The organism is Actinoplanes sp. NPDC051411 (assembly GCF_040682075.1).
Classification (GTDB): Bacteria; Actinomycetota; Actinomycetes; order Mycobacteriales; family Micromonosporaceae; genus Actinoplanes.
This window is the reverse complement of the sequence record NZ_JBFBAD010000086.1, coordinates 16,435-41,031: the sequence shown is the minus strand read 5'-3', so window position 1 is coordinate 41,031 and position 24,597 is coordinate 16,435. Positions and strand designations below refer to the sequence as shown.

The window sequence follows — 24,597 nt, the reverse complement described above, 5'->3', positions numbered from 1 at the left end:
CCACCCCCGCGTCGGCGTAAGCCCCCCCTTCCGCACGCTGGGCGTCCCCCACCCGCCCCCCACCCTCGCCGTACCCCGCGGGGGCCGGGCCGTGCCCGCGGCGGCGGCGCGCGGGGGGGCCCCTGCGGCGGCTCGCCGGCGGGGCGGCCCGCTGCGCCGCTCGCCGTGGTCACGCCCCGGCCGCGACGCGGTGCCCGTCGGGCAGCGGCACCGGCACCTGGCGGATCGCGTCGTCGAGCACCTCGGCCGCGGTCACGCCCCGCAACTGGGCGTCCGCCGACAGCAGCACCCGGTGCGCGAACACCGGCCCGAGCAGCGCCTTCAGATCTTCCGGCAGCACATAGCCACGCCCGTTGATCAGCGCGAACGCGCCGGCCGCCCGGGTCAGCGCGATCACCCCGCGGGGGCTCACCCCGACGCGCACCTGCGGATGGTTCCGGGTCGCCGCGGCCAGGCGTACCGCGTACGTATAGAGCGGGTCCGCGACGTGGACCCGCATCGCGATCTTCACCATCTCGCCGACCGTGGCCGTGTCGGTGACCGGCTCGATCGCGTCCGGGGAGCGCATCGCCGCGCCGCGCAGCACCTCGATCTCGACGTCCTCGGAGGGGTAGCCGACCGACAGTTTGACCAGGAACCGGTCGAGCTGGGCCTCGGGCAGCCGGTAGGTGCCGTCCATCTCGACCGGGTTCTGGGTGGCCACCACCAGGAACGGCTGCGGCACCGGGTGCGGCACGCCGTCGACCGTGACCCGCCGTTCCTCCATCACCTCGAGCAGCGCCGACTGGGTCTTCGGCGACGCCCGGTTGATCTCGTCGGCGATCACGATGTTGGCGAACACCGGCCCGGGGTGGAACTCGAACCCGCGGCTCGCCTGGTTGAAGATCGTCACGCCGGAGACGTCGGAGGGCAGCAGGTCGGGCGTGAACTGGATGCGCCGCCACTGCCCGCGGACGGACGCCGCCAGCGCCCGGGCCAGCGTCGTCTTGCCGACGCCGGGCACGTCTTCGAGCAGCACGTGGCCTTGGGCGAACAGGGCGGTCAGCGCCAGCCGCACCACGTCGGGCTTGCCGAGCACGACCGTGCCGATCCGGTCGGCGAGCTGCCCGGCCAGCTGGGCGAAGCCCTGGACGTGGGCGGGCGGTATCGGTTCGTGGATGGTCAAGGTGTTCCTCAGCAGCCCGGCAGTGCGTTCAGCGTCGCCTGGTCGTCGGAGAAGTTGAGCCACGCCCAGGGGATGTAGTTCTTGCCGCTGTAGTTCACCTGAATCCACCAGGTGCTCTTCTTGTGGTCGTTGTAGATGTACGAGTCGATCTCGCTGCCGGACTTCTTGCAGTACGCCTCGAGCTTCGTCCCCGGCTTGGCCCAGCCGACCTGCTTGGCGTTGTCCTGTTTGGTGACACTGAAGATCTCGTTGCCGTTGCGGCCGTTGACGTTGTCGTCGCAGTAGTGCGCGGTGTCGCCTTCCGCACCGTCGTTGCAGGTCGCCGTGCCGTAGAGCTTGTCGGTCGTCGTGCTCGCGCTCGCGGTCACGGTGCCGGCCACATTGGTCGCCGTGATCGTGAAGCTGTAGGCCGTACCCGGCTTGAGGGACGAGATCGCCAGGCTGGAGCAGCTGCCGGAGGCCGAACCGCCGCCCCCGCTCATCTTGCAGGTCGTGCTCGACGCCCCGCCGTTGTCGGTGTTGAACGACACGGTCGCCTTGTTCCAGGCCGGGTTCGTGCCGGTCACCGTGATCCGCGGCTTGGCCACCGTGCGCGCCGTCGCCGACGCCGCCTCGCCCGGGCCGGCCTCGTTGACCGCCCGCACCTCGACCGGCACGCTCGCCCCGGCGTCGAACCCGGTCAGCGTCGTGCTCGTCGCGCCGGCCACGTCGGTCGACTTGCCGCCCGCCGCCACCACGTATCTGGTGATCGGCCGCCCGTTGTCGGGCGGCGCCTGCCAGGCCACCTTGATCGCCCCGGACTGCGAGCCGTCGGTGCTGGCGTCGAGGTTGAGCGGCGCGCCCGGCGTCGTGAACGGCACCACGCTGGCCGACACCGGCGACGCCTTCGACCCGGCGCCGTGCTCGTTGACCGCGGTGACCGTGAACGCGTACTGCTTGCCGTATGCCAGCTGGCCGGCCGCGATCGTCAGCGAGGTCTTGGTGCTGTCGCCGACCGGCGAGCTGCCACCCTCGGAGATCGCGGTGACGGTGTAGCGGCTGATCGCCAGGCCCTGGCCGTTGGCCTCGGGCCAGCTCACGGCCACGGTGCCGTCCGGTTTCGCCTCGGCGGTGACCGCGGTCGGCGCGTCGGGCACCTCGGAGGTCGGCCGCACCGAGTTGCTGGTTCTGGGCGGCCCGTCGCCCTTCTTGTTCACAGCGTGCACCGTGAACTGGTAGGTCTCGCCGTTGGTCAGCCCGGTCACGGCCAGCGACCGCTGGTCGGCGCCGACCTGGAACGTCCGGCCGGCACCCTCCACCACGTACCGCAGGATGGGCGCACCGTTGGCGGACGCCGCCTGCCAGGTCACCGTGGCGGTCGCGTTTCCGGCCGCCGCGCGCACGTTGCGCGGCGCGCCCGGCTTGCTCACCACCGGCTTGCTCGGCTTACGCGGCGGGGGCGGCGGCGTGGGCGGCGTCTTCGGCGGGTCGCCCCCGAGGATGTCGTCGGCGTACTTGTCGACTGTGCGCACCGTGTGCGCGTCGTCGACCACCTTGGCGGTCGACGAGTTGGGCGCGTTGATGAACAGGTAGCCCTCGCGGACCTCCATGTCCAGCGGCCCGCCCGGGTTGGTGAACCCGAAGCCCTTCTGCTGCTGGCCCGCCGAGTCGAACACGTGCACCGCGCCGCTCGCCGAGTCGGCGACGTAGAAGAAGCCCTGCCACGCCACGGCCGGTTCCAGGCCCGTACCGTCGCCCGGGACCGAGAAGTCGGTCTGGCCGCCGGTCTTGTCATTGACCACATAGACGTGCCGGGAATCGGTGACCGTCACCGGCACCTGCTCGCCGTCGACCTTGTCGGACAGCTCGCCCGGCCCGGTCAGCGGCAGCGTCACGTCCTTGCGCACGTCGCTGCGGATCGTGGTCAGCTGGTTGGTCGTGCGGTCGAGCACCGCCACGCCGTCGCTCATCGTGGACAGCGCCAGGTCGTGGCTGGGCGTCGAGACGGGCGTGGTCTTGACCTGGCTCTCGGCCGGCGAGGCCGCCGCCTGCCCGCCGCCGGACCCCGACGGCGTGGCGACCGGCGTGATCGCCGTGACCGTGCCCTCGCTCGGCGACGCGATCCAGAGCCGGCCCTTGCCGTCGAACTCGCCGCCCGCGATGCCCGGCGTGAAGTGCAGCGCCGACCCGATCGGCCCGAGCGTCGCCGGGTCGATCTGCTGCACCTGCCCCTGCACGGTGTCGATCACGAACGCCGAGTGCTCGTCGAGCGCCACCCGCACACCGATGCCGGCGCCCGCGGTCCGGCTCTGCTCCCACGTCTCCTTCAGCGTGCTCAGGTCCATCGTGCCGATCGCGCCGGTCGTCTGGTCGCGCAGGACCACGAACCGGTCGTTCTGCGCGATCGTGATCTCGTGCCCGTTTGCCTGCGGCACGGCCTTGCGCGTGTCCACCTTGGCCGTGATGCCGTTGATGCGGGCGACCTCGCTCTTCGCCTCGCTCCACACCCACGAGGCGGCGTCGTAGCTGGCCACCGCCTGATCGGCCGACCCGAGCCCGAGCACCGTCAACCCCAGCCCGGCCGTCAAGACCAGCACCGTGCCCATGGTCACCAGATAGCCTTTACTGAGCCACCTGCGCCTGGCCACCGCCGCCACTTCCGTGCCATCCGCGCTGGTCACTGCGGCTAACCTCCCCGTCCGGCCGTGCGCCCTCCTCAAGGACGCAGGCCATCATAGGGGGCCGGTGGCAGGCGTCGATACCCGGAAGTCACGCCTGTGGATAAAGAGCGACACCGAGCGTGATCAATTACTTGCCTGTGGACGAACCCGGATCGACGCCCGCGCGGCTGGTACAACTCTGAGGCGACGTCGCGAACTGGTTCGCCCGATAGACCGCGACCACCGCGAAACAGTAGTTGAGCCGCGTGCTCAGCCCGCCCGCCCGATAGGAGGTCTTCCCAGGTCCGAGCGTCGCCATCGGCTTCAGCTCCTCCCCCGGATGCGCCATCACGATCATGAAGGAGACGGTTCCGGACGTCGGATCCTTCCAGCTGATCTCGATCTCCGCGCCCCGGTCACGCAGCTGCACCCCGGCCGGCGGCGCCCCGGCCAGAGTTGGCACATCTGAAGCGGTTGCGTTGCTGTTGTCATCGCCGCGGTTGGCGAGGACAAAAACCAGCGCGGCCACCGCGATAACCGAGGCAAGAACGGCGGCAATCGCCGCGAAGACACTCACGCCTCTTTTTCTGTACGCGCGGTCCCCGCCGACAACCGCACCGGCGACCGCGCCCGGCATCGCGGGTTGCGGCGCGCCACCCCGGCCCAGGCTCTGTCCCGGGCCGGCCCCGGCCGCCGCCCCCCGCCCAATCAGGTGGTGGTGGGGAGGGGGAGGGGCCCACTGCTGATCGGGAACGCGCTGGACCGGCAAGCTCGGAGGGCCCGGTTCGAACCCTGGGACCGGCCACGCCCCGGGACGATCGAAGGCGGCCGGCCGGCCGTCGTCCCGCCGGGGAGTGATCGTCGGCTGGACGATGGTGGGCTCGTCGACCCCCTCGGGTGAACGGCGGGGCGCGGGCGTCCACACCGGGGCCGCGGCCGGCGGGGGCTCGACCAGGCCCGGGCTCACCGCGGGCAGGATGCTCGTCGGCTCCACGGTCACCGGCTCGGGAAACGGCGGCACGGACGGGACCGGGGTGACCAGCATGAGGTTCGGTTCTGAAACTCCGTGAACTGCCGGCGCCGCGGTTGTGGGAGCCTGCGAGCGTACGGAATCCGGCGCATGCCCCAGATAAGCCTGCGCCCGGCCGACCACCTCGTGGTTGGCACCCAGCGCAGCCGGCCCGTATTCGGCAACCCGGGTGAAAGCCTTGCGCGCCTCGTGCCGGTTGCCGAGCTCCTCGGCCACCACCCCGATGTCGTGCGAGATTTCCACCATCAGCGGATCGTGGTCACCCAGCCGCCACTGCCCCGCCGCATACGCCTCCTCCAGCACCCGCCGCGCCGACGGATGATCGTCGAGGCGCTGATAGACCTGGGCCAGGTGGTAGGCCGTGAGCAGCACGTCCGGGTCGTCCTCGGCCAGATTGGCCCCGCCCAGCTCAACCGCCTTCTCGAGGAGGTCACGAGCCCCCGCCAGATCACCGGACGCAGCAAGCTCCTGCGCCCGCCGACGGGCCGGGGTGAGAGCGGAGGCTTCGGACACGAAGGCCATGCTGCCCGGTACGCCTCCCCGGCGCCAGGCCAGCCCGGCGTTATGCGAGGAATGTCAATGGGCCGACCCTGCCTGCGGGGGCCGGTGGGGGCCGTGTACAGTTCTCTCCTGTGCGGCCCGCTGGGGCGCCGATCCAGGGCGTGAAAAACCCGGGTCGGAGCTGGGTGGGTCGATGCAGGTCCGGGTGGCGGAATGGCAGACGCGCTAGCTTGAGGTGCTAGTGCCCTTTATCGGGCGTGGGGGTTCAAGTCCCCCTCCGGACACACTTTTGACGCGTATGTGCGCTTTTCGTGGCCTCCGTGCTCGGAGGCCTCTGACCACGCTCCTGCAGCAGCCCTGCGTCGTTCGACCTCGGCTGTCCGATTTCGGCGGCGGTCTTCGTGACCACCGAGCCACCGCCGATCGTCATCCCGCCGGTCCAGCTACCCCAAGGCAACGGTGGTATCCGCAACGGTCTCGCCGAGCTCTCGCTACGGCGCGCGCCGCTGCCGCTCGCGGCACTGCTGGAGCCCCGCGAGGGTGCCCTGCTGTACTCGATGACAGCGGTGGATCACTCGGGCCGGATTGCTGACCGCACGATCATCCGCGCGATGAGCTGGCATGCCGCGATCCGGCTCGACATGTACGAACAGAACGGTCTGATCATCGTGCGCCCCGACAACCGGGGCTCACATTCGGTGAACGGCCGGGGCTACCTGCCGGTTCCGTCAGCGATCCGGCAGTGGTGCGGCCTGACGGCCGGCGAGCGGGTTCTCGTGGTCGCGGATCCGGTCGCGCAGGTCGCTGTTCTTCACCCTCCCAAAGCGCTGGACCGGGCGGTCGGCTCTGCGCACGCGGCGGCGCTCGGAGGTGAGGGCACATGAGCAGGGATGCTGTTCGCCAAGCGGAGTTGGACGCAGCGCGGCTGCTGTTGGCGAAGATGGGTATCTCGCCGGACGAGTTGCTCGCGACTCCGGGACCGTCCGTACCGGCACCGACGTTCAGCGAATATGTCCCAGGGCTTGTCGAAACGGTGAGCTCTGGGTCGCGTAAGACACACCTGACTCATTGGAATCGGCTGGTGGAGCGGTGGCCGAACCGGCCGATTACCGAACCGACGGTCACCGAGCTGGAGTCGATGCGGGAGTGGACGAAGACAAACGCCGTTCAGCGCAGTAACGGGCGCGGAGGTGTGAGCGCCGCCGAGAATTTCGTCTCCGCCATCCGGTACCTGTATCAGCATGCGGAGAACGATGGACTCATCTCTGCTGCGGGCAATCCGGCTCGGAAAGTTGCCAAGCCGCCGCGGCGGCCTAGCGGGCGTAGCGCGATCGCTCACGACAAGCTGGCCGAAATCAACGCGGTTGTGTCCGGCACGGGCGACGATCCGGATCTGGACAGTCTGATCATTCGGTTGCATACCGAGACGGCGGCGCGGCGAGGCGGGGCGCTGGCGCTGCGCCCGATTGATCTGGACGTCGAGCAGGGAGTGATCAGGCTTCGTGAGAAGGGCGGGACGGTGCGTTGGCAGCCTGTGTCAGGGACGCTGATGACGCATCTGGTTCGGCACTCGTTGGAGCGAAGGGCGCCGGGCCGGGAGCAGTTGTTGCGGTACCGGAATTTCAAGCCGATCACCTATCGGCGTTACGACCATTTGTGGGCTCGGGTTCGGGGTGCGTTGCCGTGGGCCGAGGCGCATCAGATCAGTAACCACTGGATACGGCATACGACCTTGACGTGGGTCGAGCGGAACTTCGGCGAAGCAGTGGCCCGCGCTTATGCCGGCCATGCCGAGCCGAAGGGTGACTCGGGGGTCACGGCGGTGTATGTGCGGGCTAATCCGATCGAGGTGGCGATGGCGCTTGCCGCGTTGACAGGCGAGCGGCATCCCATGTGTCCCGACTATGTGCCGCCGCAGCTGGCTGCGGCCGCTGGGGGGTGAGAAGGCCGACGGCAGAGGTGCGACAGAGCGGAGTACCCGGGCTGCGATCAGCTCGGGTGCTCCGCGTCGTCGTAGATCTGCTGGTAGATCTTGGGTAGGGGCACCCGGGCCGGGGATTGCGTTTGTGTGGATCCCGTTTCAGTTGGGGCCAGGGGGTGGTGTTCGCCGGTCAGGCTCGATAGAGCTGTGGCGATTTCGTAGAGGGTGGGCCTTACGTAGATTGCTGTCACGCCTTGGGGGCCGCCGTCGCTGTGGCCGGCGTAGCCGCGGGCGATGGCCTGGCCGAAATTGCGCTCGACCCAGGTCAGGGTCGTGTATCGCAGCCAGTGGGTGCTCACGTTCTGTTTGGCGATCCAGGGCAAGTGTTTGCCGAGGCGTACCCAGAGGTTGTCGTAGCGTCGGTGCGTGATGGGGTTGCCGTTTCGGTAGCGCAATAGCTGATCGTCCGGGTCGTCGGCGAATCGCTGCTGGCCGTGTGCCTGGAGGCTTGCCATCAGGGACGGCGATACCGGCTGCCACCGTGTCGTGCCGCCCTTTTCGCGGAGCTGGACAAGGCTCTGCTCGGGGTCGAGATCGCGTGGTCTTACTGCCAGAGCACCACCGCGGCGGGCAGCTGTCTCCAAGTGGAAGCGGATGAGCAGGAGGTCGAGGTCGGGGTCGTTGCCGGTCGAGCCCGTGATCTCGATAATCTCGGTCAGCGAAGCTGAGTCCAGCGCGCGGCGGTTGCTGATGAGGCGGCGCGGTTTGCTGACGCGTAGTGCGGGGTTGTCGGCCTCGCTGATGATACGGTCGGCGACGGCGTAGTGGTACATGCATCTGAGCGCAGAGATTACGTGCTCTGCGGCAGAGCGGCCGCCTTTACTGTTGCTGCGTACGATGGCGTTCTGTTGTGCTTGAGCGGCGAGGTCCGCGATCTCGAGTGGTGTGGGCTCGTCGATACGCCGGTTGCCCCAGACGGCCTTGATTCTGTTCCAGTACGGTTCGTTTGCGCGGCGGGTGCCCGCTCCCACTGCCCCGGCTACCTTGTCCAGGTACTCGTCGAAAGTCGGTGCGGCTATCTTTGGCGTGGTCTCGGCCGGCGCAGCCGGTAGCCGTTCCAGCAGGAGCCGGAGAAGTTGATTCTGGTCAAGGTTCGACAGATCGGGTAGATCGTTCATGTTTGCTGGGGCGCATCAGATGGCCGCAGCCATGATTTGATCATCATCATTGTGCTGTGCGCGGTCGCGGCGATCAGGAGGTTCTGGTGGGGATATGCGATGGCCAGCAATCGGTTGCCGTTCTCCAGATGGCAGGTGTGGCGAATGTCGGAAGGCAGTCTCAGGTGCCCGGCCGCCGTCAGCCGGTGAGGGCCACCCGGGACGACGACGATCACGCCCTTGTGCGGATGGGCCGTGATGCGAACCGCGTCTCCTGGGCGCCAACCCAGAGCGATGATTGGGGAACGGTCGGCCAACCGGCCTCCTCTATCGATCGGCGTCACTGTAGCGTACTGCTCGGCCTCAAATTCTTGGGAACGTATTTCTGGTAGAGGAATGGCGGATATGCCCGATCTAGCGGGATTGGTATTGTCGCCAGAAGAAATCTGATACGCGCTAGCGATAGAAGGTTCGCTTCGAGGAAGCAACGACTCACGCCTCCCTGCTGGGGGCGGCAGGAGCAATGGAACCCTCCTGCCACATGATTGAGCTTCGCGTAGGCGGGATGCTAGTTCCGGAACGATGAGCATTTTTCGGCGAGTAGCCTACGGGTTCGGAAAGGTGCTGAGCCCTATCGGATCCGCCCTCACTTAAGGGCATTCCCGGGGAAAATCCTCGACCCTCGACCGCTCTAGTCGGCGACTTGTTCGGCGGGTGGAGCCTGCACCTTAACGGGAACGCCGAATCCGGAGTATGTGATGTCGATGGGGTAGGTTCCGCCTCTGCTGCGCGGCACGTCTAGGTGGTAGTGGGTCAGGCGGTTTTGGGTGTCGGTTTCGGCCGTGAAGGTCAGCGACTGCGGGGGCTGGCCACTCGGTCCCGAGGTCGAGGTCGGCGAGTCGAGGAACCCGGTGAGCGCCGCAATCTGGAGTGTTCCGGTGTAGTGGCCGGTGCTGGTGCGATGGACGGCCGTGGCCTGGCGAAGCGGGTCGGCGATCTTCGCTCCGTCGAGGCCGTCGGTGAGATTGGCGTCGGGGCCTGTTGGGGCGATTCGGCGCCAGGGTTTGCTCGTGGTACCGGGCAGGGTGGGGGTGTTGCTCTTTAGGTAGACGGTGTTGCCGATCATGCGCCATTCCTGCACTGACCGTCTGCCGTCGACCGTGGTGGTGGCGGTGAGCGCGCCGCGTTCGTGGGCAGGATCCATGTCGCCGTTCAGCTCTGCGTCGGTGTCGTCGAGTTTCACGGTCATGGTCATGGCGAAGGTCTCGTTCTTGAGCCGGTTCGCGGCGTCGGCGAGCTCCGCGGCCGGTGCTTGCGTTGTGGTTGTCGCTCGGGAGGTCGGTGCGTGGTCGTCGGTGCGGGTGCAGCCGGTAATCGTGAGGGCGACGGTGAGCATTGCCGCAACGGTGTAAGCGGTGTGGTGTTGTCGCATGAGTCGTTTCCTCCATTGATGTGATTCCCTGCCGGCGAACGGCGAGGTCGTTGGTATGTCGGTGAGCGGCGGTGATGCGAAGGTGCGTAGACCGCTGGGCGAGACCGGGGGTTACGTCGTCACTTCGAGCATTGGTAGGCGTTCGGCGCTGCGCGCCCGCTCGGCCTGAGAATGGCCGTCGGCCGCTGGCCGAACGATGGGCGCGACCGCGACGAGCAGGCCGGCCAAGGCGGGAAGGATGAGCAAGGCGTGCCCAAGCCCCAGACGGGCGGCGGCAGCGCCAATGAGGACCGGGCCGGTGACATAGCCGAGGTAGCCAACCGCCGAGACCCGGGACAGGGCAGCGCCGGGCCGGCTGGGATCGAGGTTGCCGGCCGTCGAGAACAGTTGCGGTATGACGCAGGACAGGCCAGCGCCGAGGCATGCGAAGCCGATGATCGCGGCAGCGGGCCTGCCGATGGTGATGCCGGCGGCCAGGCCCGCCCCGGCGAGCAGGCCGCATGCACGCAGCAGAGTGGTGGGGCGCAGCTTGGCGGTTATGCGGTCGCCGGTGAGGCGGCCGAGGGTCATGCAGCCGGCGAAGGCGGCGTATGCGGCGGCAGCGTACGCCGGTGAGGCGCTGAGCCGATCGAGGTAGACGCTGCTCCAGTCCGCTGCGGCACCTTCGCTGATCAAGGCGCAGAACGCGAGCAGGCCGAGAAGCAGGACGCGGCCGCGGCGCGGGCCGCCGAGCCCGTGTGGGGTTCTCGCCATTGGTTCGTCGCTGGCGGCTTCGTTGTGTGGGCCGGCGGTCAGGCGCTGGTTCGCCCAGAGCGCTGTGACAGTCAGTGCACCCCCGATAGTCAGGAAGGTTTGTCCAACGGAGAGGTCGAGGTGGGCGCAGCCGGCAGAGGCGACGGCGCCGCCGACACCGCCGATGCTGAACTGCGCATGGAAGGAAGTCATGATCGGTCGGCGATAGGCCGTTTGGCAGACCACGGCGGCCGAATTCATGGCGACGTTAAGCGTGCCGTGCAGCGTTCCTAGAACAAGGAGCGCGGCGGCAAGGGCGGCGAGGTTGGGTGCGTACGCGGTGACGACCAGCACGGCGCCGAGCGTCACGGCGGTTGTCTTCATGACGCCGCTACTGCCGTGGCGGTCGACGAATCGTCCCGCGGTGCGCATGCCCACGAGGCCTCCGCAGGCAAGCGCAAGCAGCGCGATGCTGAGCTGGCTGTCCGTCAGGCCGAGGTGGTGTTGGATGGCAGGCATTCGGGCGGTCCAGGTGCCGATGATCGTCCCGGCTACTGCGAACATGGTGCTGATCGCCGTTCGGTATCGGCTCAGCGTCGTGGAGGAGGTAGCCGGCCTAGCGGGCGGCGTGTTCAGGGTGATGGTCATGGAGGTCCTCGAGAAGGAGTGGACGCAGGACGGCGAGAGGCGCTGATGTAGCCCTGGAAGCAGCGTCAAGCGAGGTCTCGGGGCTACGCGCAGTCCGAGATTCCGTGCAAACCGCTGCCATTGACGCCGACGCAGCTTTCGTGCACGTCGCCGACGCCCTTGTCGCGTTGGGCAGTGCCGTTGCGCACCCAGTGAGCGTCAGGCCAGGAGCCGCTGCAGCGATCGCGGCTGCGCGAACGAAGATCGATTTCATCGCTGCCCTTCGGGTGAGCGGGTGGACTCCCCGCTCCGGCGTGAAGCTCCCCCTACCGGAGCGCGCCTCGAATTGCCGGAGGCAAGGTTGCGGCCGGCGCTCTCCGCCTGCACGGCACTCGCACGGCGTCACGAGCAACACCCAGCTAGCGAATGGCGCGTACGGCGCTCCAGATCTGTCAGTCGGCGGTTCTGGAGCGCGAGACCCGGCTGCTTGCCGACGACCCTTCCTGATCGCTGACCTGGGTAGAAGCTGCCCGCACCTGCCCCGGACTGCCCCGGACTGCCCTGAAAGCCTGGGCCTCGCCGGGCCGGCACGTGATTGAGGCAGTCTCTGGGGTCGGAAGACTGCCGCACGAAGGCGGTCTGGCTGTCACTCGAATGAAGTGGTCCCCCTCGACAACGCGCTAGTACTGAGCCGTGTTGGGGCAGGTAGAGGCACCTGGAGGCACCCCGAGGTAGCTGAGGGCACCTCGAGGCAGGGGATCTGAGGCTTCGTCGTGAGACTCGGCTCAGCCAAGCTCGACGACGACAACAGGAAGGGGCAAGTCGGTCTCCGCCGACGCCTACTGATAGATGGTGAGGGCCCTGCGGCCGCCAGTGGCGGGCCAGGCATAGCCAGTGCTTCGACGGAACAGACGCAGCCAGTGTCGGAGCAGGGCTCGCAATTGTCACATTCGGGTGGAATGGGGAACGATGATTGAAATTTTTCACCCTGGAGGAAACGGCGAGTTTGCTGGATTTTCACCACTCCGGTCGGCCTACCGATGCCGTGCCAAGCGTGTCAGGCACGTCTTCCCCGTCCGGAGTGAACTCCACGCTTGACCGCGCCCGAGCCGCTCAAACATGAGCCGGGCGTCGAACCTCGACGGCAAGACCGTGCGCCGCTACCTGCGCGCGGCGACCGCGGACGAACTACTCACCGAAACCGTCCCCCGAGAGCGCGAACTCGACGACCACGCCGCCTACCTCGCCGGGCGGTGGGAGCAAGGCTGCACCAACGCCGTGCTGCTGACCGCTGAACTGCGGGAGCGCGGCTATCGCGGCAGCGCCCGGACCGTGCGCCGACTACTCCAGACCTGGCGCGACGGCGCGATCAAGCCGACTGCCGTGGCGGCGGTCGCGCCGAAGCCCCGGGCGGTGACCGGCTGGATCATCCGGCCCGCCGCCGAGCGCACCGACCGCGAACAAGCCGACCTGGCCCGGATCCTGGACCGTTGTGACAGCCTGCGCACGGTCGATGAGCTGGTCAGCGACTTCGCCGGCATGCTCCGCCAGCTCCAAGCCAACACTTGGACGCCTGGATCACCAGAGCCAAGGCCAGCGGAGTCGCACAACTGGCCGGTTTCGCCGCGGGCCTGGTCAAGGACTACGACGCGGTCCGCAACGGCTCACCTTGCCCTACAGGGGACTGGTGTCCGACGCGGGTTGGCCGCTGTCAGTGCTGGTTTTCGTCGAGCGGGACGAACCACGTCACTGTACTTGCGGGCGCGGACTGCGGGACGAGTACTCGAAGTTCAATGGTGATGATCTTGTTGTCGTGTGCCGGCAGCTTGACTCGCCGGCGTTGACCGTCGGGAGCGATGTACGACACGGGATTCTCGTCAAAGTCTCGAGCTGCACGGCTGCGTTCAAGGATTTCGCTTTTGAGATCCGTGAGTTCGGTGTTCTCGGGCTGGCGGGCAAGGCTGTATTGCAGCTCGGCCCAGAGCTGCGGACCCCACTCGGTGGGCCAGTTGTGCAGCATCGTGCGGGCCTCGATTGTGGTGAAAGCCCAGCGCATGAAATTGGCGTTGTCGCTGCCGGCCCACGGGAACCATTCGAGCATCGGCTTGTTGAAGGCGAGCAGCCTCCGTGAGCTGGCGAAGACGGCTGCGGGACAGGACTGCTCGTCCAGTATCCACTTGATGATCCTGCTGTCGCGCAGTTCTTCCTCAGGTTCTCCAGGTGGAAGAAGGGCGAGGGAGTACAGCAGGTTGGTCTCCTCGGCGGTCATCTTGAGGGTCCAGGCGACGATACGGAGGAAGTCCACGCCCCATTGTTCTACCTTGCCGCGTTCGAAGTCGCCGTACCAGCCCGGGCTGTAGCCGAGTCGATCCGCGATTTGCCTCTGCGTCACGAAATGGGTCTTACGCGGCTGCTTTCGTGGACCGCCGTGCGTGGCCTCCGCGCGGGGAAAGTCGTCCGGATCGAGGCGCATGCGACACGCTCTGCAAAGCGCGCCGGCCTGCGCCAGGCGGGCCGCGCGTTGGCTGTCTGTCATGGTGCTCCCTTGTAGAGGGCGACAAGGGCGGAACTCCGTCGGTGGCTGGAGAATCCGTCGAAGCTCCAGAACATAGCAAGCCGTCGCTAAACCCTTAGCAATATTTCCTAAAGAGCCGGCCCTCTGCGGCGCGGAAGACGAGGTCAGACCGCCTACGGCCACCTTGAGTGATCTTGAACACGCACGCTGCCACTGTAGACGGTAACATCGTGTAACGAAGATCCACTGATTTGTGCACGATGAAGTCTTCGTTGATGCGTGGATGGCTCGGACTGATCTGCCACCACGCTTGGGGAAGGCGGAACGTGGTGCAGCGGATGGCATTGGTTATCGGAACGGGCTCCGGCGTGGATGACGCGGTAGCGCAGGCGCTGGCAGCTGATGGGCATCGAGTGGCCGTGACCTTCGGCGAGACCCGCCTACCGGAAGTGTTTCGTGTCGGCGGCGACCTCACTCAGTCCGGCGTTGAGTCTGCCTTCGACCAAGCCGAGGCAGCGCTTGGGCCGGTGGAGATCCTGGTGGCCAACCCCGGCATGCCGCGGACGCCGCCGGCACCTGAATTCAACACAACCGATTTCACCTACGGGGTTCGAATCGGCCTTGAGGCCGCTTTCGTCGCGGCCGGCCGAGCTCGCGCCGCGATGCAGCGAAGCCAGTGGGGTCGGATGATCTTCCTGGCGTCGCCGTCGGCGATGGTGGACGAGATCGGACCCGCGCGGTTCGGCGCCTTCTCCCTCAATGCGGGCTTGATCGGCTTGGCCGAGTCGCTGACCGGAGAGCTCGCGGAACACAACATCGCCGTCAACGTGGTCGCTCCGGGCCTGATCGAGGACGACGAACAAATCCAGCTAAAGCCGGGAACCAGCAAGAACCCGATGTGGCACATTCCCGCGCTGCGGGTCGGCCGGCTGACCGAGGTCGCCGCCGTCGTGTCGTTTCTGGCCAGCGACGGTGCCGCATACGTCAACGGGACGACGTTGCGGGTCGACGGCGGCCTCGGTGTTCGTCCGGGCGTCGCTAGCCGACTGTGACGATGACTGATCCTGGCCCTGACGGCCTTCTTGGAGGTAACCGATGAACATCAACGCGCTCTCGGGCGCTCCTACGCAAGCCGCTGCCGATGGCACTACCGAGGCCTCCGCACCTGGTCCTGATGCCGCGTCGGAACAGTTACCGGACCGTGCGATGAGCGCCCACGAACGCCGGCTCCGGCAGCGGCTGTTGATCCAAGACAACGCCGACATGCAGTTCATGCTCAGGTTCAAGGGGTGCTGGGAGGAATCCAGCTTCGAAGAGCGAGTCGCGCTCATACGAACAGCCCCCGAGTTCCAGCGACTACCGCCGGGCAGACGCCTGTTGGCCTTCCGCAAAGCCAAAGGCTGGGGTCAGGCGAGACTGGCGTACGAGATGCGCCAGGTCGAGGGCGATCACGGTACGGCGGCCGCCCAGGAGAACGCCGAGAGGATGGTTGTGCGCTGGGAACGGCTCATTAAGGGCATGAGTCAGGACACTCGGGCGCTGCTCACGGTGATGCTGGGAATCAGGCACGAGGACTGGGGACTTCCGGTCGACCCATTCCACGTCCTGTAACCGGCCAGGCGATTCCAACGTCTCAGAACGAGATGTTGATCGGCGGCCTTACCCAGCTCTTCCACCTGCGGTCTGGACGGTGAGCATGCCCAAGGCCACGACCAGGACCGTCGCGTAGCGGTGCAGAGCGTCCGGGAAGTCGCATCGGCGTAGTAAGAAGTCGCCGACTCCCACAGCCGCTACGTCGTCGTAGGCGTATCGCTCGTCGCGTAGCCGATAGATAATCATCGTGATGAGTTCGCGGTGCAGTTTGGCGATGTACTCATGCTGACCACGAACATCCGAGTCGACAGCCAGGTCGAACCTCAGCTCGGGCAGGTAGTGGTCGAATCGGCTCATGACGTCCGACGGGCGGGCGAGCTCGACGACAAAGAGCGGCGACATAGCTCCGGCGTCGGTGCCGCGGAGAGTCCTCAGCCCATCGTCTTCAGCGGTTCGGCGCACGACCACGGACTCCGGCAGCGGAGGGTCCAGCCCGGCGAGCGCGGCGGCTGCCACGCTGCTCGCGTACGCCGCGTATACCGCCGCGACGCACGACATTGCGATCACGGCTTGGTCGAACTGTTGGTCCACCAACTGCTGTCGCTGGTGCGCTACGCGCTGGACAAACGGGCCGGCATGGCTGGTGCTGTCGTGGGCGCGCTGAATTGCCGTCTCCTGTAGCTGCCGGCTCGTAGCGGAATGGACCGCGACGGCAGCGTCGTTGCAGGCGTTTCCCAGATCCAGAAGAGCCGCAGCGACAGAAGTGGGCAACACCGCCGCGCTGACGTCCAGGACTTCCTGCGGCGACACCGCCATTGTTGCCGTCCTCCTGATGGTCCCCGTCGCCGCAATGGGGCGAACCCGATCGGATCGACGGGTCTCGCAAGGGATACATCGCGGTCGCCGATGCCGTCAAGCACCGCAGGTCGGGGGCGGGTCAGGTTGGGTCGGGGCAGGTCGGGGCAGGTTGGGCCACCTCGCGCGTATTCGCCGTATCGGACAGGGTCGAATGCATGGATTCATCCGGCTCAACGGCTTGCACGGATCACCCCGCGCTGCCCGCGGCGCGGGACAGCCCGCCTCCCCGCGGTGGCGGTACGCCGCCCGAACGTCCGCTCCGATTGCATGACCTTCTCCGGCTACGGAGGTTGCCGCCTCGCCGGCGACAGGTCGTCGTCCGCCCGCTTCTCGTGCTCGCGTGCCGGCGAGCGGAGGCCCGCGTGGCAACTACGCCCTGACCTGCTTCGTCGCCTGGCGCGCAGCAACTGTCCTGAAACGACTCCGGAGCCTCGGGTCTATCGCGTCCGCTGGCCCAACGGCCGAGCGCCCACTCCGAAACGCGATTCCAGATCCCTGAGCTCCCGCGCACCCGCCTACACGGCTACGCCCAGCGGCGGCACGGCGCTGATCTCTTCCTCCATTCGTTGTCAGCGATCAATCTTCACAGGAAGTCACCCTCTATGCGCCTGCGCAATCGCATCCCGTGCCTGCTCGCCGCAGGGCCATTGGTGGCCGCAATCGCGGCACCCGTTATGGCTTCGGAGCCCCGACCCGACTTCGGCAGAACCGTCCCGGGCAGCACACCGGTCGCCATCACCATCACTCTGCGAAGTCCAGCCGAAAGCCAACTACGCTCCTACGCCACGGCGGTCTCGGACCCCGGCACCACCGACTACCGCAAATTCCTGACCGATGCTCAATTGCGCCAGCGCTTCGGCGCATCCCGCGCCACGGTCGCTCAAGTGGCCGAATGGGCACGGGCGGAGGGCTTTCGAGTCGGACCGCTCGATGCCACCGGCAGCCGTCTGCCGCTGACCGCTTCGGCCGCGACCGTGCAGCGGGCCTTCGGCGTCACGATCTACGACAGCGCCGAGGAAGGCGTCCGGGCGCACACCTCCACGGCGGTCCGGCTGCCGCCTCGCATCGCCGCCGATGTCACCGCGATCTCCGGACTGAACCAGCAGGCCGCCCTCGCGATGCACGTCCGGCCCACGACCGCCGCGACGAACCAGGGCGGAAGTTGTCTGCTTTCTCCCGCCCAGGTGGGCGTCGCAGCGGTGCAGAGCGGACTGGGAGCCCGGGTGTCGATGCCATCGTGCGGCTACACCGGCCCGCAATTGCGGGCGATGTACGGGCTGTCTCCGGCCGACGACGGCGCAGGGCAGACCATCGTGATCGTCGGCGCGTTCAATCAGACGTCCACGTTCTCTGACGCCAACGCGGCTTTCGCCAGGACCAAGGTTCCCCCACTGGCGCCTGGCCAGTATCAGGTGAAGACCTACCCGGCGCAGGGCGCCCCCGCGGCCGGCTGTGACACCGCGTCGTGGGGCCTGGAACAGGCCCTTGACGTGCAGACGGTGCACACGCTGGCTCCGGCGGCGCGCATCGTGTATGCAGCCGCACCCGACTGCACGCAGCTCACCGACGTTCTCGCCCATGTCATCAGCGACCCCGTCCTGCGCGGCGGCGTGGTCTCGAATTCCTGGGGTTACCCCGCCGAAGCACTCAGCAACGACGAGGTGACCGCCACCGATGCGATCCTCGCCCGCGCCGCCGTGCTCGGTACCGGCACCTACACCGCTTCCGGCCTGTACGGCTCCGCCGTAGCGACGGGCATGCTGCTTCCGGACCGGTCCTACCCCGCGTCGTCGCCGTGGACCACCGCCGTCGGTGGTACCACCGCGGCGATCAGCGCCAACCAGACGCTGCTGTGGCAGACCGGATGGGCGAGCACGGCCACAACGCTGTCCGGCAAGCCCGTCATCGACGTGACCGGCACCCCGGTCATTGCGGCCGCTGGCGGCGGGGCCAGCATCCGGGAACCCCGCCCCGTCTGGCAGCCTGCGGGCCGCGGCGGGTACCGGCAGGTGCCCGACCTGGCGGCGTTGGCCGACCCCGAGACCGGTCTGCTCGTCGGCACCACCAGCGCCGGGCAGTACAGCATCGGAGGGGTCGGGGGAACCTCACTAGCGACGCCGATCGTCGCGTCGCTGGCTGCCCTCGCCCAGGCACGCGCCGGGCACCCCGCCGGGCTGCTCGGGCCGCGGCTGTGGCACACCGACGACGCCGGCGGCGTCACCCTGACCGATATCCGGCACGTCGACGCCGCCTTCTGGACGCCGAGGCTGCCCGGCGCCCCGACCGACCCAGACGGCTACCTCGTGCGCGCGGACAGTGCGGCCTCGGCGAGCCGGCCCGGCTGGGATCCGGTCACCGGGCTCGGCGCACCCGGCCGCACCTTCCTGGCCGATGTCGGCTGATCGATACCCTCAGCGGCCCTGCGCCGGACGCCTGTGCACCGTTGTGGCGATCGGCGCGGTGGCCGGGCTCGGCGCCCTCGCGACGCTCACCGAGCGCCAGGGTGACGCGTCCCGGCCGGGACGCCGCGGTGAGCGGCGGCCCGCGCCGGTGCGGTTCGTTCCCGCCACATCGGTGCAGGGCTTACAGCACGCTGCCGCGCACGCCGTGATACCTGAAGCTCCGCTCGACGACCTCCAAGAGCACGCCGGCTCCGGCCTGATCGTGCATCCCAGGATCACGATTCCCCTGTTCGACGGTGCGGGACGGCCGTTCGCTGTGATCGGTCCGGCCCACCCCGGCGGCCAGACGTGGCTTCCGGTCGTCGAGCGGCAACCGGGCTGGGTTCGTGTGCTGCTACCGATTCGCCCGGACGGCGCTACAGGTTGGCTCGACGCGGCCCGGATGACCACCGTAGTGAGCCGTCACGAAATTGGCGTCTACCCGGAAGCTCGGCGGCTGGATCTCCTGCGTGACGGGCAGCCGATCTTCAGCTGGACGATCTCCACGCCCGGCTTGGCGCTCCGAGAACGACGCACGTTCCTGCTCACGACCGTCCGACGGACACCACACACAGCGCCCGTGCTGATCCGTCTCGGCACCCACGCGATGCCGGACGAGGCGGTCCTGGTCACCCTCAACCGCCAACCCGCAGAACCCGGCCGCACGCATGGACGAGGCTGCATTCACCTGCCCGAGGCCGCCATGAGCGCGCTCGGCGCCGCATTGCCCGGCTGCTTGGTGCGCATCCACGCCCGCTGACCTCGGCATGCAAACCGTCGCCACAACCACTCCAGCTGACAAAAGCGTCCGTCGACCGACGCGCGCTGTTTCGGCCCCACCGGTCACGGTCGACGGCCGACCCGCACCAGCACATCGATGTAGGAGAAACGATGCGTCTTGATCCGTTCAGCGATTACTACAGCCTCGATCCTGCCGCAACGTGGCGGCGGCTGCTGTCGACCGCGGCCCCGGTTACCTTCGATGCGCAGCTCGGGGTGTGGCTGATCGCCGGGCACGACAACGTCCGCACGGTGCTCGCCGACGTCGCCCGATTCAGCAACGCCTCGACTGTCTTTCCGCTCACCCCGCTGACCGCAGCGGCCCAGCAGGTGCTGGCCGAGATCGACGCGCCACGTGTGGCCGTGACCGCCGACCCCCCGCAGCATCTGCGGACCCGGGCGATACTGCGGTCGCTGTTCGCCACCACCGCTGTGCGGGCCCAGGACCAGTGGGGCGCGCTCGTTACCGCCCGGGTTGACGCCCTGGTCGCCGAGCTGCCCCCGCACGGCGATTTCGACCTGACGAGTTTCGCCGCGCAGCTGCCGCTGTTGGTCATCCTCGACGTCCTCGGCCTGCCCGCCGACCGGGCCCGGCAGGTGCACCGTTGGGTTGGCGACTTCGGCCGCATCGTCTGGGGCAATCCGACACCCGACGAGCAACTCGCGTACGCGCACTCCTGCCTCGAGTTGTGGCGCTACTGCGAGGCCGAGGTCACCGACCGGGCCGAGAGCGGCGAGTTCGGGCCCGGGCTGATCGGTGACCTGCTGCGCTACCGCAACGGCGTCGACGCGAACCTCACGGTCGCCGAGGTCGCCGCGCTCGCGCTCTACATCGTCGGCGCCGGCTCGGAAACCACCGCCGGCGCGCTCGGGCACGCCCTGGACCACGCCCTGGCAGATCCGCAACGGTGGGCCCTGCTCGCCGGTGACGAGCACTACTTGAGCTTGCACGTCGAGGAGACGCTGCGGCACAGCCCGGCCGTCGACGGCTGGCTGCGGCAGACCGAAACCGACGTGATCCTTGATGGCGTGCGGATCCCGGCCGGTGCTCGCTGCCTGGTGCTGATCGGGACCGCGAACCACGACCCGGCCGTCTACGAAGAGGCCCACGTCTTCGAGCCTTATCGCCCCCGCGCCGGGCAACACCTGGCCTTCGGCTCCGGCCCGCACTACTGTATCGGTGCCGCGCTGGCCCGCCTCGAACTCACCACAGCGCTACGGGCCCTCGGCCGCAGCATGCCCGACCTCGCCCGCGCCGACGGCTACCGACGCCAGTTCAAACCCAGCGCCGCGCTGCGCCAGCACACCACCCTGCCGGTGCAACGTCCGGCCGCAGGACGCTGTCCGGTGGCCCACGACCACGGGGCCGGTGGCTCCCGTTGACTACCGCTCCCCCGGCGCGCGTACGCCCGTACGTCCTGCCCACCGCCGAGCCCGACAGGAACCAACCTGCACTTGCTCGGCTCCGTCACATCGCAGATCGGGTCACCGCCTCCGCACCGACGAACATCGGCTTTCCTGCGGCAACAGACATCGACTACCGGCCGCTGTGGCCGCTACTCGGACAGCTGCTGAACAACGTCGGCGACCCACAGACCGACCCACTGCATCCGCAGCACACCCACGACCTGGAGCGTGAAGTCCTCGACTTTCTGGCGGGCTTGTTCCGGGCTCCCGCTGGCTGGAGCGGCTACGTCACCGCCGGCGGGACCGAGGGCAACCTCTACGGCCTCTGGCTGGCCCGCACCAAACTGCCCAACGCCATCACCTACTACTCGACGGCAACGCACTACAGCGTTCCGAAAGCCTGCCGCCTGCTCGGCCTTCCCACGGTCGAGGTCGGCATCCTCGAGTCCGGCGAGATCAACTACGCCGATCTCGTCCACCAGGCCAGGAGATACCGCGGCAGACCGGCCATCGTGGTGGCCAACATCGGCACCACCATGACCGAGGCCGTCGACGACGTCAGCACCATCCACACCGCCCTTGATGCCGCCGGCATCACCCACCGCTATATCCACAGCGACGCCGCGCTGGCCGGCATCCCGCTGTCCAGCGTCGCCCAACGGCCCGGCTTCGACCTGGCCGACGGCGCTGACAGCATCTCGGTATCCGGTCACAAATTCCTCGGCACGCCGCTGGTGTGTGGTGTGGTCATCGCCCGCCGCGGCATCGAGGAGCTGGCACCCCACGTGCCCTACCTCGACAGCAGGGACACCACCATCAGCGGCTCCCGCAGCGGCCTCGCCACCGCGATGCTCTGGTACGCGCTGCAAACCCTCGGCCCCACAGGGCTTGCCCGGCGCGCAGGGCACGCCCGCGCGCTGGCCAACTACGCACACCGCAAACTCCAGGCCTCCGACTGGCCAGCATGGCGCAACCCGTACGCCTTGACCGTCATGCTGCGCAGGCCTCCCACCGATGTCGCGCAGCGATGGCCGCTTCCCACGCAAGGCGATTGGTCGCATCTGATCTGCATGCCCGGCGTGACAGCAACGCAGATTGATCATCTGGCCCGTGATCTGACCGCTAGTCGACTCATATGACGCCGCGCCAGCGGGCCGACATCGATCAATCGAGAGCAGGCGTAAGAGTGCGGTTTCCGTTAGGCCGAGATCAACTGCCTCGACGCAGTATTCGCCGGCGAGCGCGAGGCCGCCGCGTTCGTAGCCGCCCGCCGCGTGACCCCGCCCGAGCTGACCCGCGCACGCTCGGCGGCATGGCATCGCGCTTGACGTTGCCGGCGAGGCCTCGAGTCGCGGTCGTTCAGCACGCTTTGGCTGCTGGCCGCTCCGCATGCTGAGGCCACCGGATGGGTCGTCGGTACGGCGGTTCTCTTATAGCTGCAGCGGTCGTTCTCAGTCTTGCCCGCGCTGCCGGCCTTTCGTCCATGGGCTCAACAAGTCGGGACGTACGCGAGCGCGTGGGCGCCTCGATGCCGTTGCAGTGCGGCGACGCGCTGCTGGCGAGCCCGGGCGCTGATCTGCTCGTATTGCGGAGACCAGCAGTCACGGCCGCGGCGCAGGTTGACGAAGGCGTCCGGGAACTCGACGTGCAAGCTGTAGCAACGCGAGCTCCTCGGCTCGGCTTCGCGGCAGGTGCAGCGGTCCTTGACCTGGCCGGGCGTGCCGAAGACGGGGTCCAGCAGGGCGTCGATCACGGTGAGGTGGTCCGGGCCGGCGTCCCATTCCACTTGGACGCTGCCCGGGTTCATCCACACCCGGATGTCAGTCGCCGGCTGGCTGGCACGGAAGATCATGTGCCGGCGTAGCAGGGCCGACGCGGTCGCCGCCATCTCGGCACGGCCGTCGCTTTCCGGGGCGTAGCCGGCGTCGAAGCCGTTCGCGTGGGCCTGCTCCTCGGGGTGCAGCTGGTCCGGGTTCGTTCGCCACAGCATCAGGGTCAGATCGGGGTCGTCCCAGATCATCTCGTGCCCGACCGCGGCCGCGCGCATAAATGTCTGCCGGCGCACGCCGGGCAGCCGCAGCAGTCCGGGCAGGCCCAGTCGGCGCAGCTCGACACCGCGCGGCGCGAAGTGGGGCCGTAGTCCCCGTACCCCCCGTGGCTCGTCGCCGGGAGTCCAGGTCGGCAGCAGCGCGCCGAGCAGGTCGGGCAGCGCGGTCTCGGTCACGCCGATCTCGAGCGCGTCCGGCAGCGGGCCCAACCAGTCGATCGAGAACGGGCCGTCTCCTGGACGCCAACCGTGCCCGTCGGTGATCCCGCAGTAGCCGATGTGCCGCAAGATCTCGTGTTCCAGGTGCTGTTGAGCGGCGGACGCCGTCGGGATCGGCCGGCCCGGGAACCGGCGCAGCCGGTCGAGAGCGACCCGGTGAGGCTCCCCGGTGTAGGCGTACAAGCGGCGCGCGAACTGCGGGGTGCGGTGGTGGGGCACGACGAACTCCTCACGTCCGCTGCCCGGTCAGCGGGGAGGAATCGGCCTGGCAGCGCACGAAGCTCAACCAAGAACAGCTAATTCTGCGCCGAGACAGGCTAGGGCCCTTTGGCCGGACAGGCCGCGTTCCGGGAATGGGTGCGGCTCCAACAAGGCGCTCGACTTCGCCGCAACCAATCGTGCCGTACGACCCTGAGCACAGGCCGCCGACACGCCCCGCGCCACCCGTCCGGGTGAACGCCCGGGAGGGCCGAACGCGGCTGGCACCACAGAGCCGTGCTGGCCCCGGCTGGAACACTTAACCCGCTCCGGCCCTGGCCAGGCCTTGGCCGCCGGCGAGCCACACACGGCCCATCCGTCCGCCTGCCCGGCACCAGCTTGAGCTGCAGCGGGACGTTGATAGCCGGGGAGCAGGGCAAGGTGGGTTTCCATTCAGGTGGCCACCTCCGCGCCGAGTTTGGATATACCGAACGGCCAGATTCCCGCTCGCAGGTTCGTGATGGTCTGGGTTAAGCCCGGCGGGCGTGGACCACGGTTGGTCACTGCACAGGATCGCGAGGCCCTGCGGTGCGCTCTCGTGCCGCCCGATCGCTGCGCCAAGCAAGGTCAGGCCGTAGCTGGCGTGTCGAGCACACCGACCGCGTGCCATTTGTCGCCCGACTCACGGCCGAGGTACTCGTGAGTGAGGCTGACGCAGCGGACCGCTTGCGCCAGCGAGGCCACCACCCGTCGCGCCTTCTCGATCCCGAGCACCGCCGGCGACGTATCCGCTACCTCGCGTTCCTGCTCGGCTGCGGCGGGAACGAGATCGTCGGCCAGCTCGCCGACTCACCCGCATGTGGAGACAGCAGCGGTCTGCGCGCCCCGGTCGGCGTCGCGGCCTCGGATCGGGGCAGGGCGGGGCTGCGCCGGGCAGGCCGGGGCCCCGCCGGGCAGCTACCGGCTGATTCGCCTTACTGGCATTGTCGAATGAGTAATCGACGGACTGCCCAGCTCACTAAGCGATTCGCCCATGAGAAAGGCCATGCGGCCGACGGATTTGCGTCCAAGGGGGACGCCGGCCGTATCGAGGAAAAAGCGCTAGCAGAACGCCACTGAGTGGCGGGTTGCCGCGCGCCCTCCTGGTCCTCGATTACCAGTCGGTTCCTCCGGCTGAGTGCCGAGCTGGGCACGGGCGGTTGGCCCCAACTTCCGCCCGTGACCAGCCGTGCATCCCCGACAATTCTTCGTCCGGGAGAAGCATGGTGCTGCCACTTTCTGCCCCGCCGGTGTCGACCACGCCGACCGATGCGATCGCCACGGAATCCGGTCAAT

Annotated in this window: 19 protein-coding genes and 1 tRNA gene; 10 read left to right on the top strand and 10 right to left on the bottom strand. The window is 68.2% G+C overall.

Annotated elements, in window-relative coordinates:
• Positions 1-169: 169 nt before the first annotated feature.
• From AB0M88_RS36240 to AB0M88_RS36230, 3 genes are all read right to left on the bottom strand, one after another.
• Entirely contained in the window at positions 170-1,165 is a 996-nt protein-coding gene (locus AB0M88_RS36240) for a MoxR family ATPase (protein WP_364110341.1), read from the bottom strand.
• A gap of 8 nt (positions 1,166-1,173) precedes the next feature.
• Complete coding sequence (locus AB0M88_RS36235) at positions 1,174-3,750, bottom strand: fibronectin type III domain-containing protein (RefSeq protein ID WP_364110342.1); 2,577 nt, start codon at positions 3,748-3,750, stop codon at positions 1,174-1,176.
• A 202-nt stretch (positions 3,751-3,952) separates the two neighbouring features.
• Complete coding sequence (locus tag AB0M88_RS36230; protein ID WP_364110340.1) at positions 3,953-5,356, bottom strand: tetratricopeptide repeat protein; 1,404 nt, start codon at positions 5,354-5,356, stop codon at positions 3,953-3,955.
• A gap of 178 nt (positions 5,357-5,534) precedes the next feature.
• On the opposite strand from AB0M88_RS36230, the gene AB0M88_RS36225 reads away from it, so the two are divergent.
• The 3 genes from AB0M88_RS36225 (at position 5,535) to AB0M88_RS36215 (ending at position 7,277) form a co-directional block, all read left to right on the top strand.
• A tRNA-Leu gene (locus AB0M88_RS36225) sits at positions 5,535-5,619 on the top strand.
• A gap of 117 nt (positions 5,620-5,736) precedes the next feature.
• Positions 5,737-6,219, top strand: a complete 483-nt coding sequence (locus tag AB0M88_RS36220; RefSeq protein ID WP_364110338.1) for a hypothetical protein — start codon at positions 5,737-5,739, stop codon at positions 6,217-6,219.
• Positions 6,216-7,277 carry a site-specific integrase gene (locus AB0M88_RS36215; protein WP_364110337.1) on the top strand — a complete coding sequence of 354 codons (1,062 nt, stop codon included), beginning with the start codon at positions 6,216-6,218 and terminating at the stop codon, positions 7,275-7,277. The genes AB0M88_RS36220 and AB0M88_RS36215 overlap by 4 nt, the downstream gene beginning before the upstream one ends.
• Positions 7,278-7,324: 47 nt before the next feature.
• Here AB0M88_RS36215 and AB0M88_RS36210 read toward each other — a convergent pair whose 3' ends face one another.
• From AB0M88_RS36210 to AB0M88_RS36195, 4 genes are all read right to left on the bottom strand, one after another.
• On the bottom strand, positions 7,325-8,434 hold the full coding sequence (locus tag AB0M88_RS36210) for a site-specific integrase (protein WP_364110336.1): 1,110 nt from the start codon (positions 8,432-8,434) through the stop codon (positions 7,325-7,327).
• Entirely contained in the window at positions 8,431-8,730 is a 300-nt protein-coding gene (locus tag AB0M88_RS36205; RefSeq protein ID WP_364110335.1) for a hypothetical protein, read from the bottom strand. Before AB0M88_RS36205 ends, AB0M88_RS36210 begins: the two co-directional genes overlap by 4 nt.
• Positions 8,731-9,104: 374 nt before the next feature.
• Positions 9,105-9,809, bottom strand: coding sequence for a hypothetical protein (locus AB0M88_RS36200; RefSeq protein ID WP_364110334.1), 705 nt, complete (start codon positions 9,807-9,809; stop codon positions 9,105-9,107).
• A 147-nt stretch (positions 9,810-9,956) separates the two neighbouring features.
• Complete coding sequence (locus tag AB0M88_RS36195) at positions 9,957-11,225, bottom strand: MFS transporter (protein ID WP_364110333.1); 1,269 nt, start codon at positions 11,223-11,225, stop codon at positions 9,957-9,959.
• A 1,098-nt stretch (positions 11,226-12,323) separates the two neighbouring features.
• On the opposite strand from AB0M88_RS36195, the gene AB0M88_RS36190 reads away from it, so the two are divergent.
• Positions 12,324-13,004: a hypothetical protein gene (locus AB0M88_RS36190; protein ID WP_364110332.1), complete on the top strand. Its 681-nt coding sequence runs from the start codon at positions 12,324-12,326 to the stop codon at positions 13,002-13,004.
• On the opposite strand, the gene AB0M88_RS36185 is transcribed toward AB0M88_RS36190, so the two are convergent.
• Positions 12,916-13,740, bottom strand: coding sequence for a hypothetical protein (locus AB0M88_RS36185; protein WP_364110331.1), 825 nt, complete (start codon positions 13,738-13,740; stop codon positions 12,916-12,918). The genes AB0M88_RS36190 and AB0M88_RS36185 overlap by 89 nt on opposite strands.
• Positions 13,741-14,045: 305 nt before the next feature.
• Here AB0M88_RS36185 and AB0M88_RS36180 point away from each other — a divergent pair, with 305 nt between their 5' ends.
• Positions 14,046-14,771, top strand: a complete 726-nt coding sequence (locus AB0M88_RS36180; RefSeq protein WP_364110330.1) for an SDR family oxidoreductase — start codon at positions 14,046-14,048, stop codon at positions 14,769-14,771.
• A gap of 43 nt (positions 14,772-14,814) precedes the next feature.
• The gene (locus AB0M88_RS36175) at positions 14,815-15,330 is read left to right on the top strand and encodes a hypothetical protein (RefSeq protein WP_364110329.1); all 516 of its coding nucleotides are present in this window, start codon (positions 14,815-14,817) and stop codon (positions 15,328-15,330) included.
• 48 nt (positions 15,331-15,378) lie between these two features.
• Here the strand turns inward: AB0M88_RS36175 and AB0M88_RS36170 are convergent, their stop codons facing one another.
• Positions 15,379-16,128 carry a hypothetical protein gene (locus tag AB0M88_RS36170; RefSeq protein WP_364110328.1) on the bottom strand — a complete coding sequence of 250 codons (750 nt, stop codon included), beginning with the start codon at positions 16,126-16,128 and terminating at the stop codon, positions 15,379-15,381.
• Positions 16,129-16,772: 644 nt separating this feature from the next.
• On the opposite strand from AB0M88_RS36170, the gene AB0M88_RS36165 reads away from it, so the two are divergent.
• From AB0M88_RS36165 to AB0M88_RS36150, 4 genes are all read left to right on the top strand, one after another.
• Positions 16,773-18,572: a S53 family peptidase gene (locus AB0M88_RS36165; protein WP_364110327.1), complete on the top strand. Its 1,800-nt coding sequence runs from the start codon at positions 16,773-16,775 to the stop codon at positions 18,570-18,572.
• Positions 18,573-18,615: 43 nt separating this feature from the next.
• Positions 18,616-19,371 (top strand): hypothetical protein, encoded by a 756-nt coding sequence (locus AB0M88_RS36160; protein ID WP_364110326.1) that lies wholly within the window; start codon positions 18,616-18,618, stop codon positions 19,369-19,371.
• Positions 19,372-19,502: 131 nt separating this feature from the next.
• Positions 19,503-20,774 carry a cytochrome P450 gene (locus tag AB0M88_RS36155; protein WP_364110325.1) on the top strand — a complete coding sequence of 424 codons (1,272 nt, stop codon included), beginning with the start codon at positions 19,503-19,505 and terminating at the stop codon, positions 20,772-20,774.
• Positions 20,771-21,937: a histidine decarboxylase gene (locus AB0M88_RS36150; protein ID WP_364110324.1), complete on the top strand. Its 1,167-nt coding sequence runs from the start codon at positions 20,771-20,773 to the stop codon at positions 21,935-21,937. The genes AB0M88_RS36155 and AB0M88_RS36150 overlap by 4 nt, the downstream gene beginning before the upstream one ends.
• A gap of 350 nt (positions 21,938-22,287) precedes the next feature.
• Here AB0M88_RS36150 and AB0M88_RS36145 read toward each other — a convergent pair whose 3' ends face one another.
• Positions 22,288-23,283 carry a hypothetical protein gene (locus AB0M88_RS36145; RefSeq protein ID WP_364110323.1) on the bottom strand — a complete coding sequence of 332 codons (996 nt, stop codon included), beginning with the start codon at positions 23,281-23,283 and terminating at the stop codon, positions 22,288-22,290.
• Between the last annotated feature and the right edge of the window lie 1,314 nt (positions 23,284-24,597).

Coding starts and splice junctions, on each gene's coding strand:
- AB0M88_RS36235 (WP_364110342.1), bottom strand. CDS start 3,750: ATGGGCACGGTGCTGGTCTTGACGGCCGGGCTGGGGTTGACGGTGCTC.
- AB0M88_RS36230 (WP_364110340.1), bottom strand. CDS start 5,356: ATGGCCTTCGTGTCCGAAGCCTCCGCTCTCACCCCGGCCCGTCGGCGG.
- AB0M88_RS36215 (WP_364110337.1), top strand. CDS start 6,216: ATGAGCAGGGATGCTGTTCGCCAAGCGGAGTTGGACGCAGCGCGGCTG.
- AB0M88_RS36210 (WP_364110336.1), bottom strand. CDS start 8,434: ATGAACGATCTACCCGATCTGTCGAACCTTGACCAGAATCAACTTCTC.
- AB0M88_RS36200 (WP_364110334.1), bottom strand. CDS start 9,809: ATGCTCACCGTCGCCCTCACGATTACCGGCTGCACCCGCACCGACGAC.
- AB0M88_RS36195 (WP_364110333.1), bottom strand. CDS start 11,225: ATGACCATCACCCTGAACACGCCGCCCGCTAGGCCGGCTACCTCCTCC.
- AB0M88_RS36190 (WP_364110332.1), top strand. CDS start 12,324: ATGAGCCGGGCGTCGAACCTCGACGGCAAGACCGTGCGCCGCTACCTG.
- AB0M88_RS36185 (WP_364110331.1), bottom strand. CDS start 13,740: ATGACAGACAGCCAACGCGCGGCCCGCCTGGCGCAGGCCGGCGCGCTT.
- AB0M88_RS36175 (WP_364110329.1), top strand. CDS start 14,815: ATGAACATCAACGCGCTCTCGGGCGCTCCTACGCAAGCCGCTGCCGAT.
- AB0M88_RS36170 (WP_364110328.1), bottom strand. CDS start 16,128: ATGGCGGTGTCGCCGCAGGAAGTCCTGGACGTCAGCGCGGCGGTGTTG.
- AB0M88_RS36165 (WP_364110327.1), top strand. CDS start 16,773: ATGCGCCTGCGCAATCGCATCCCGTGCCTGCTCGCCGCAGGGCCATTG.
- AB0M88_RS36155 (WP_364110325.1), top strand. CDS start 19,503: ATGCGTCTTGATCCGTTCAGCGATTACTACAGCCTCGATCCTGCCGCA.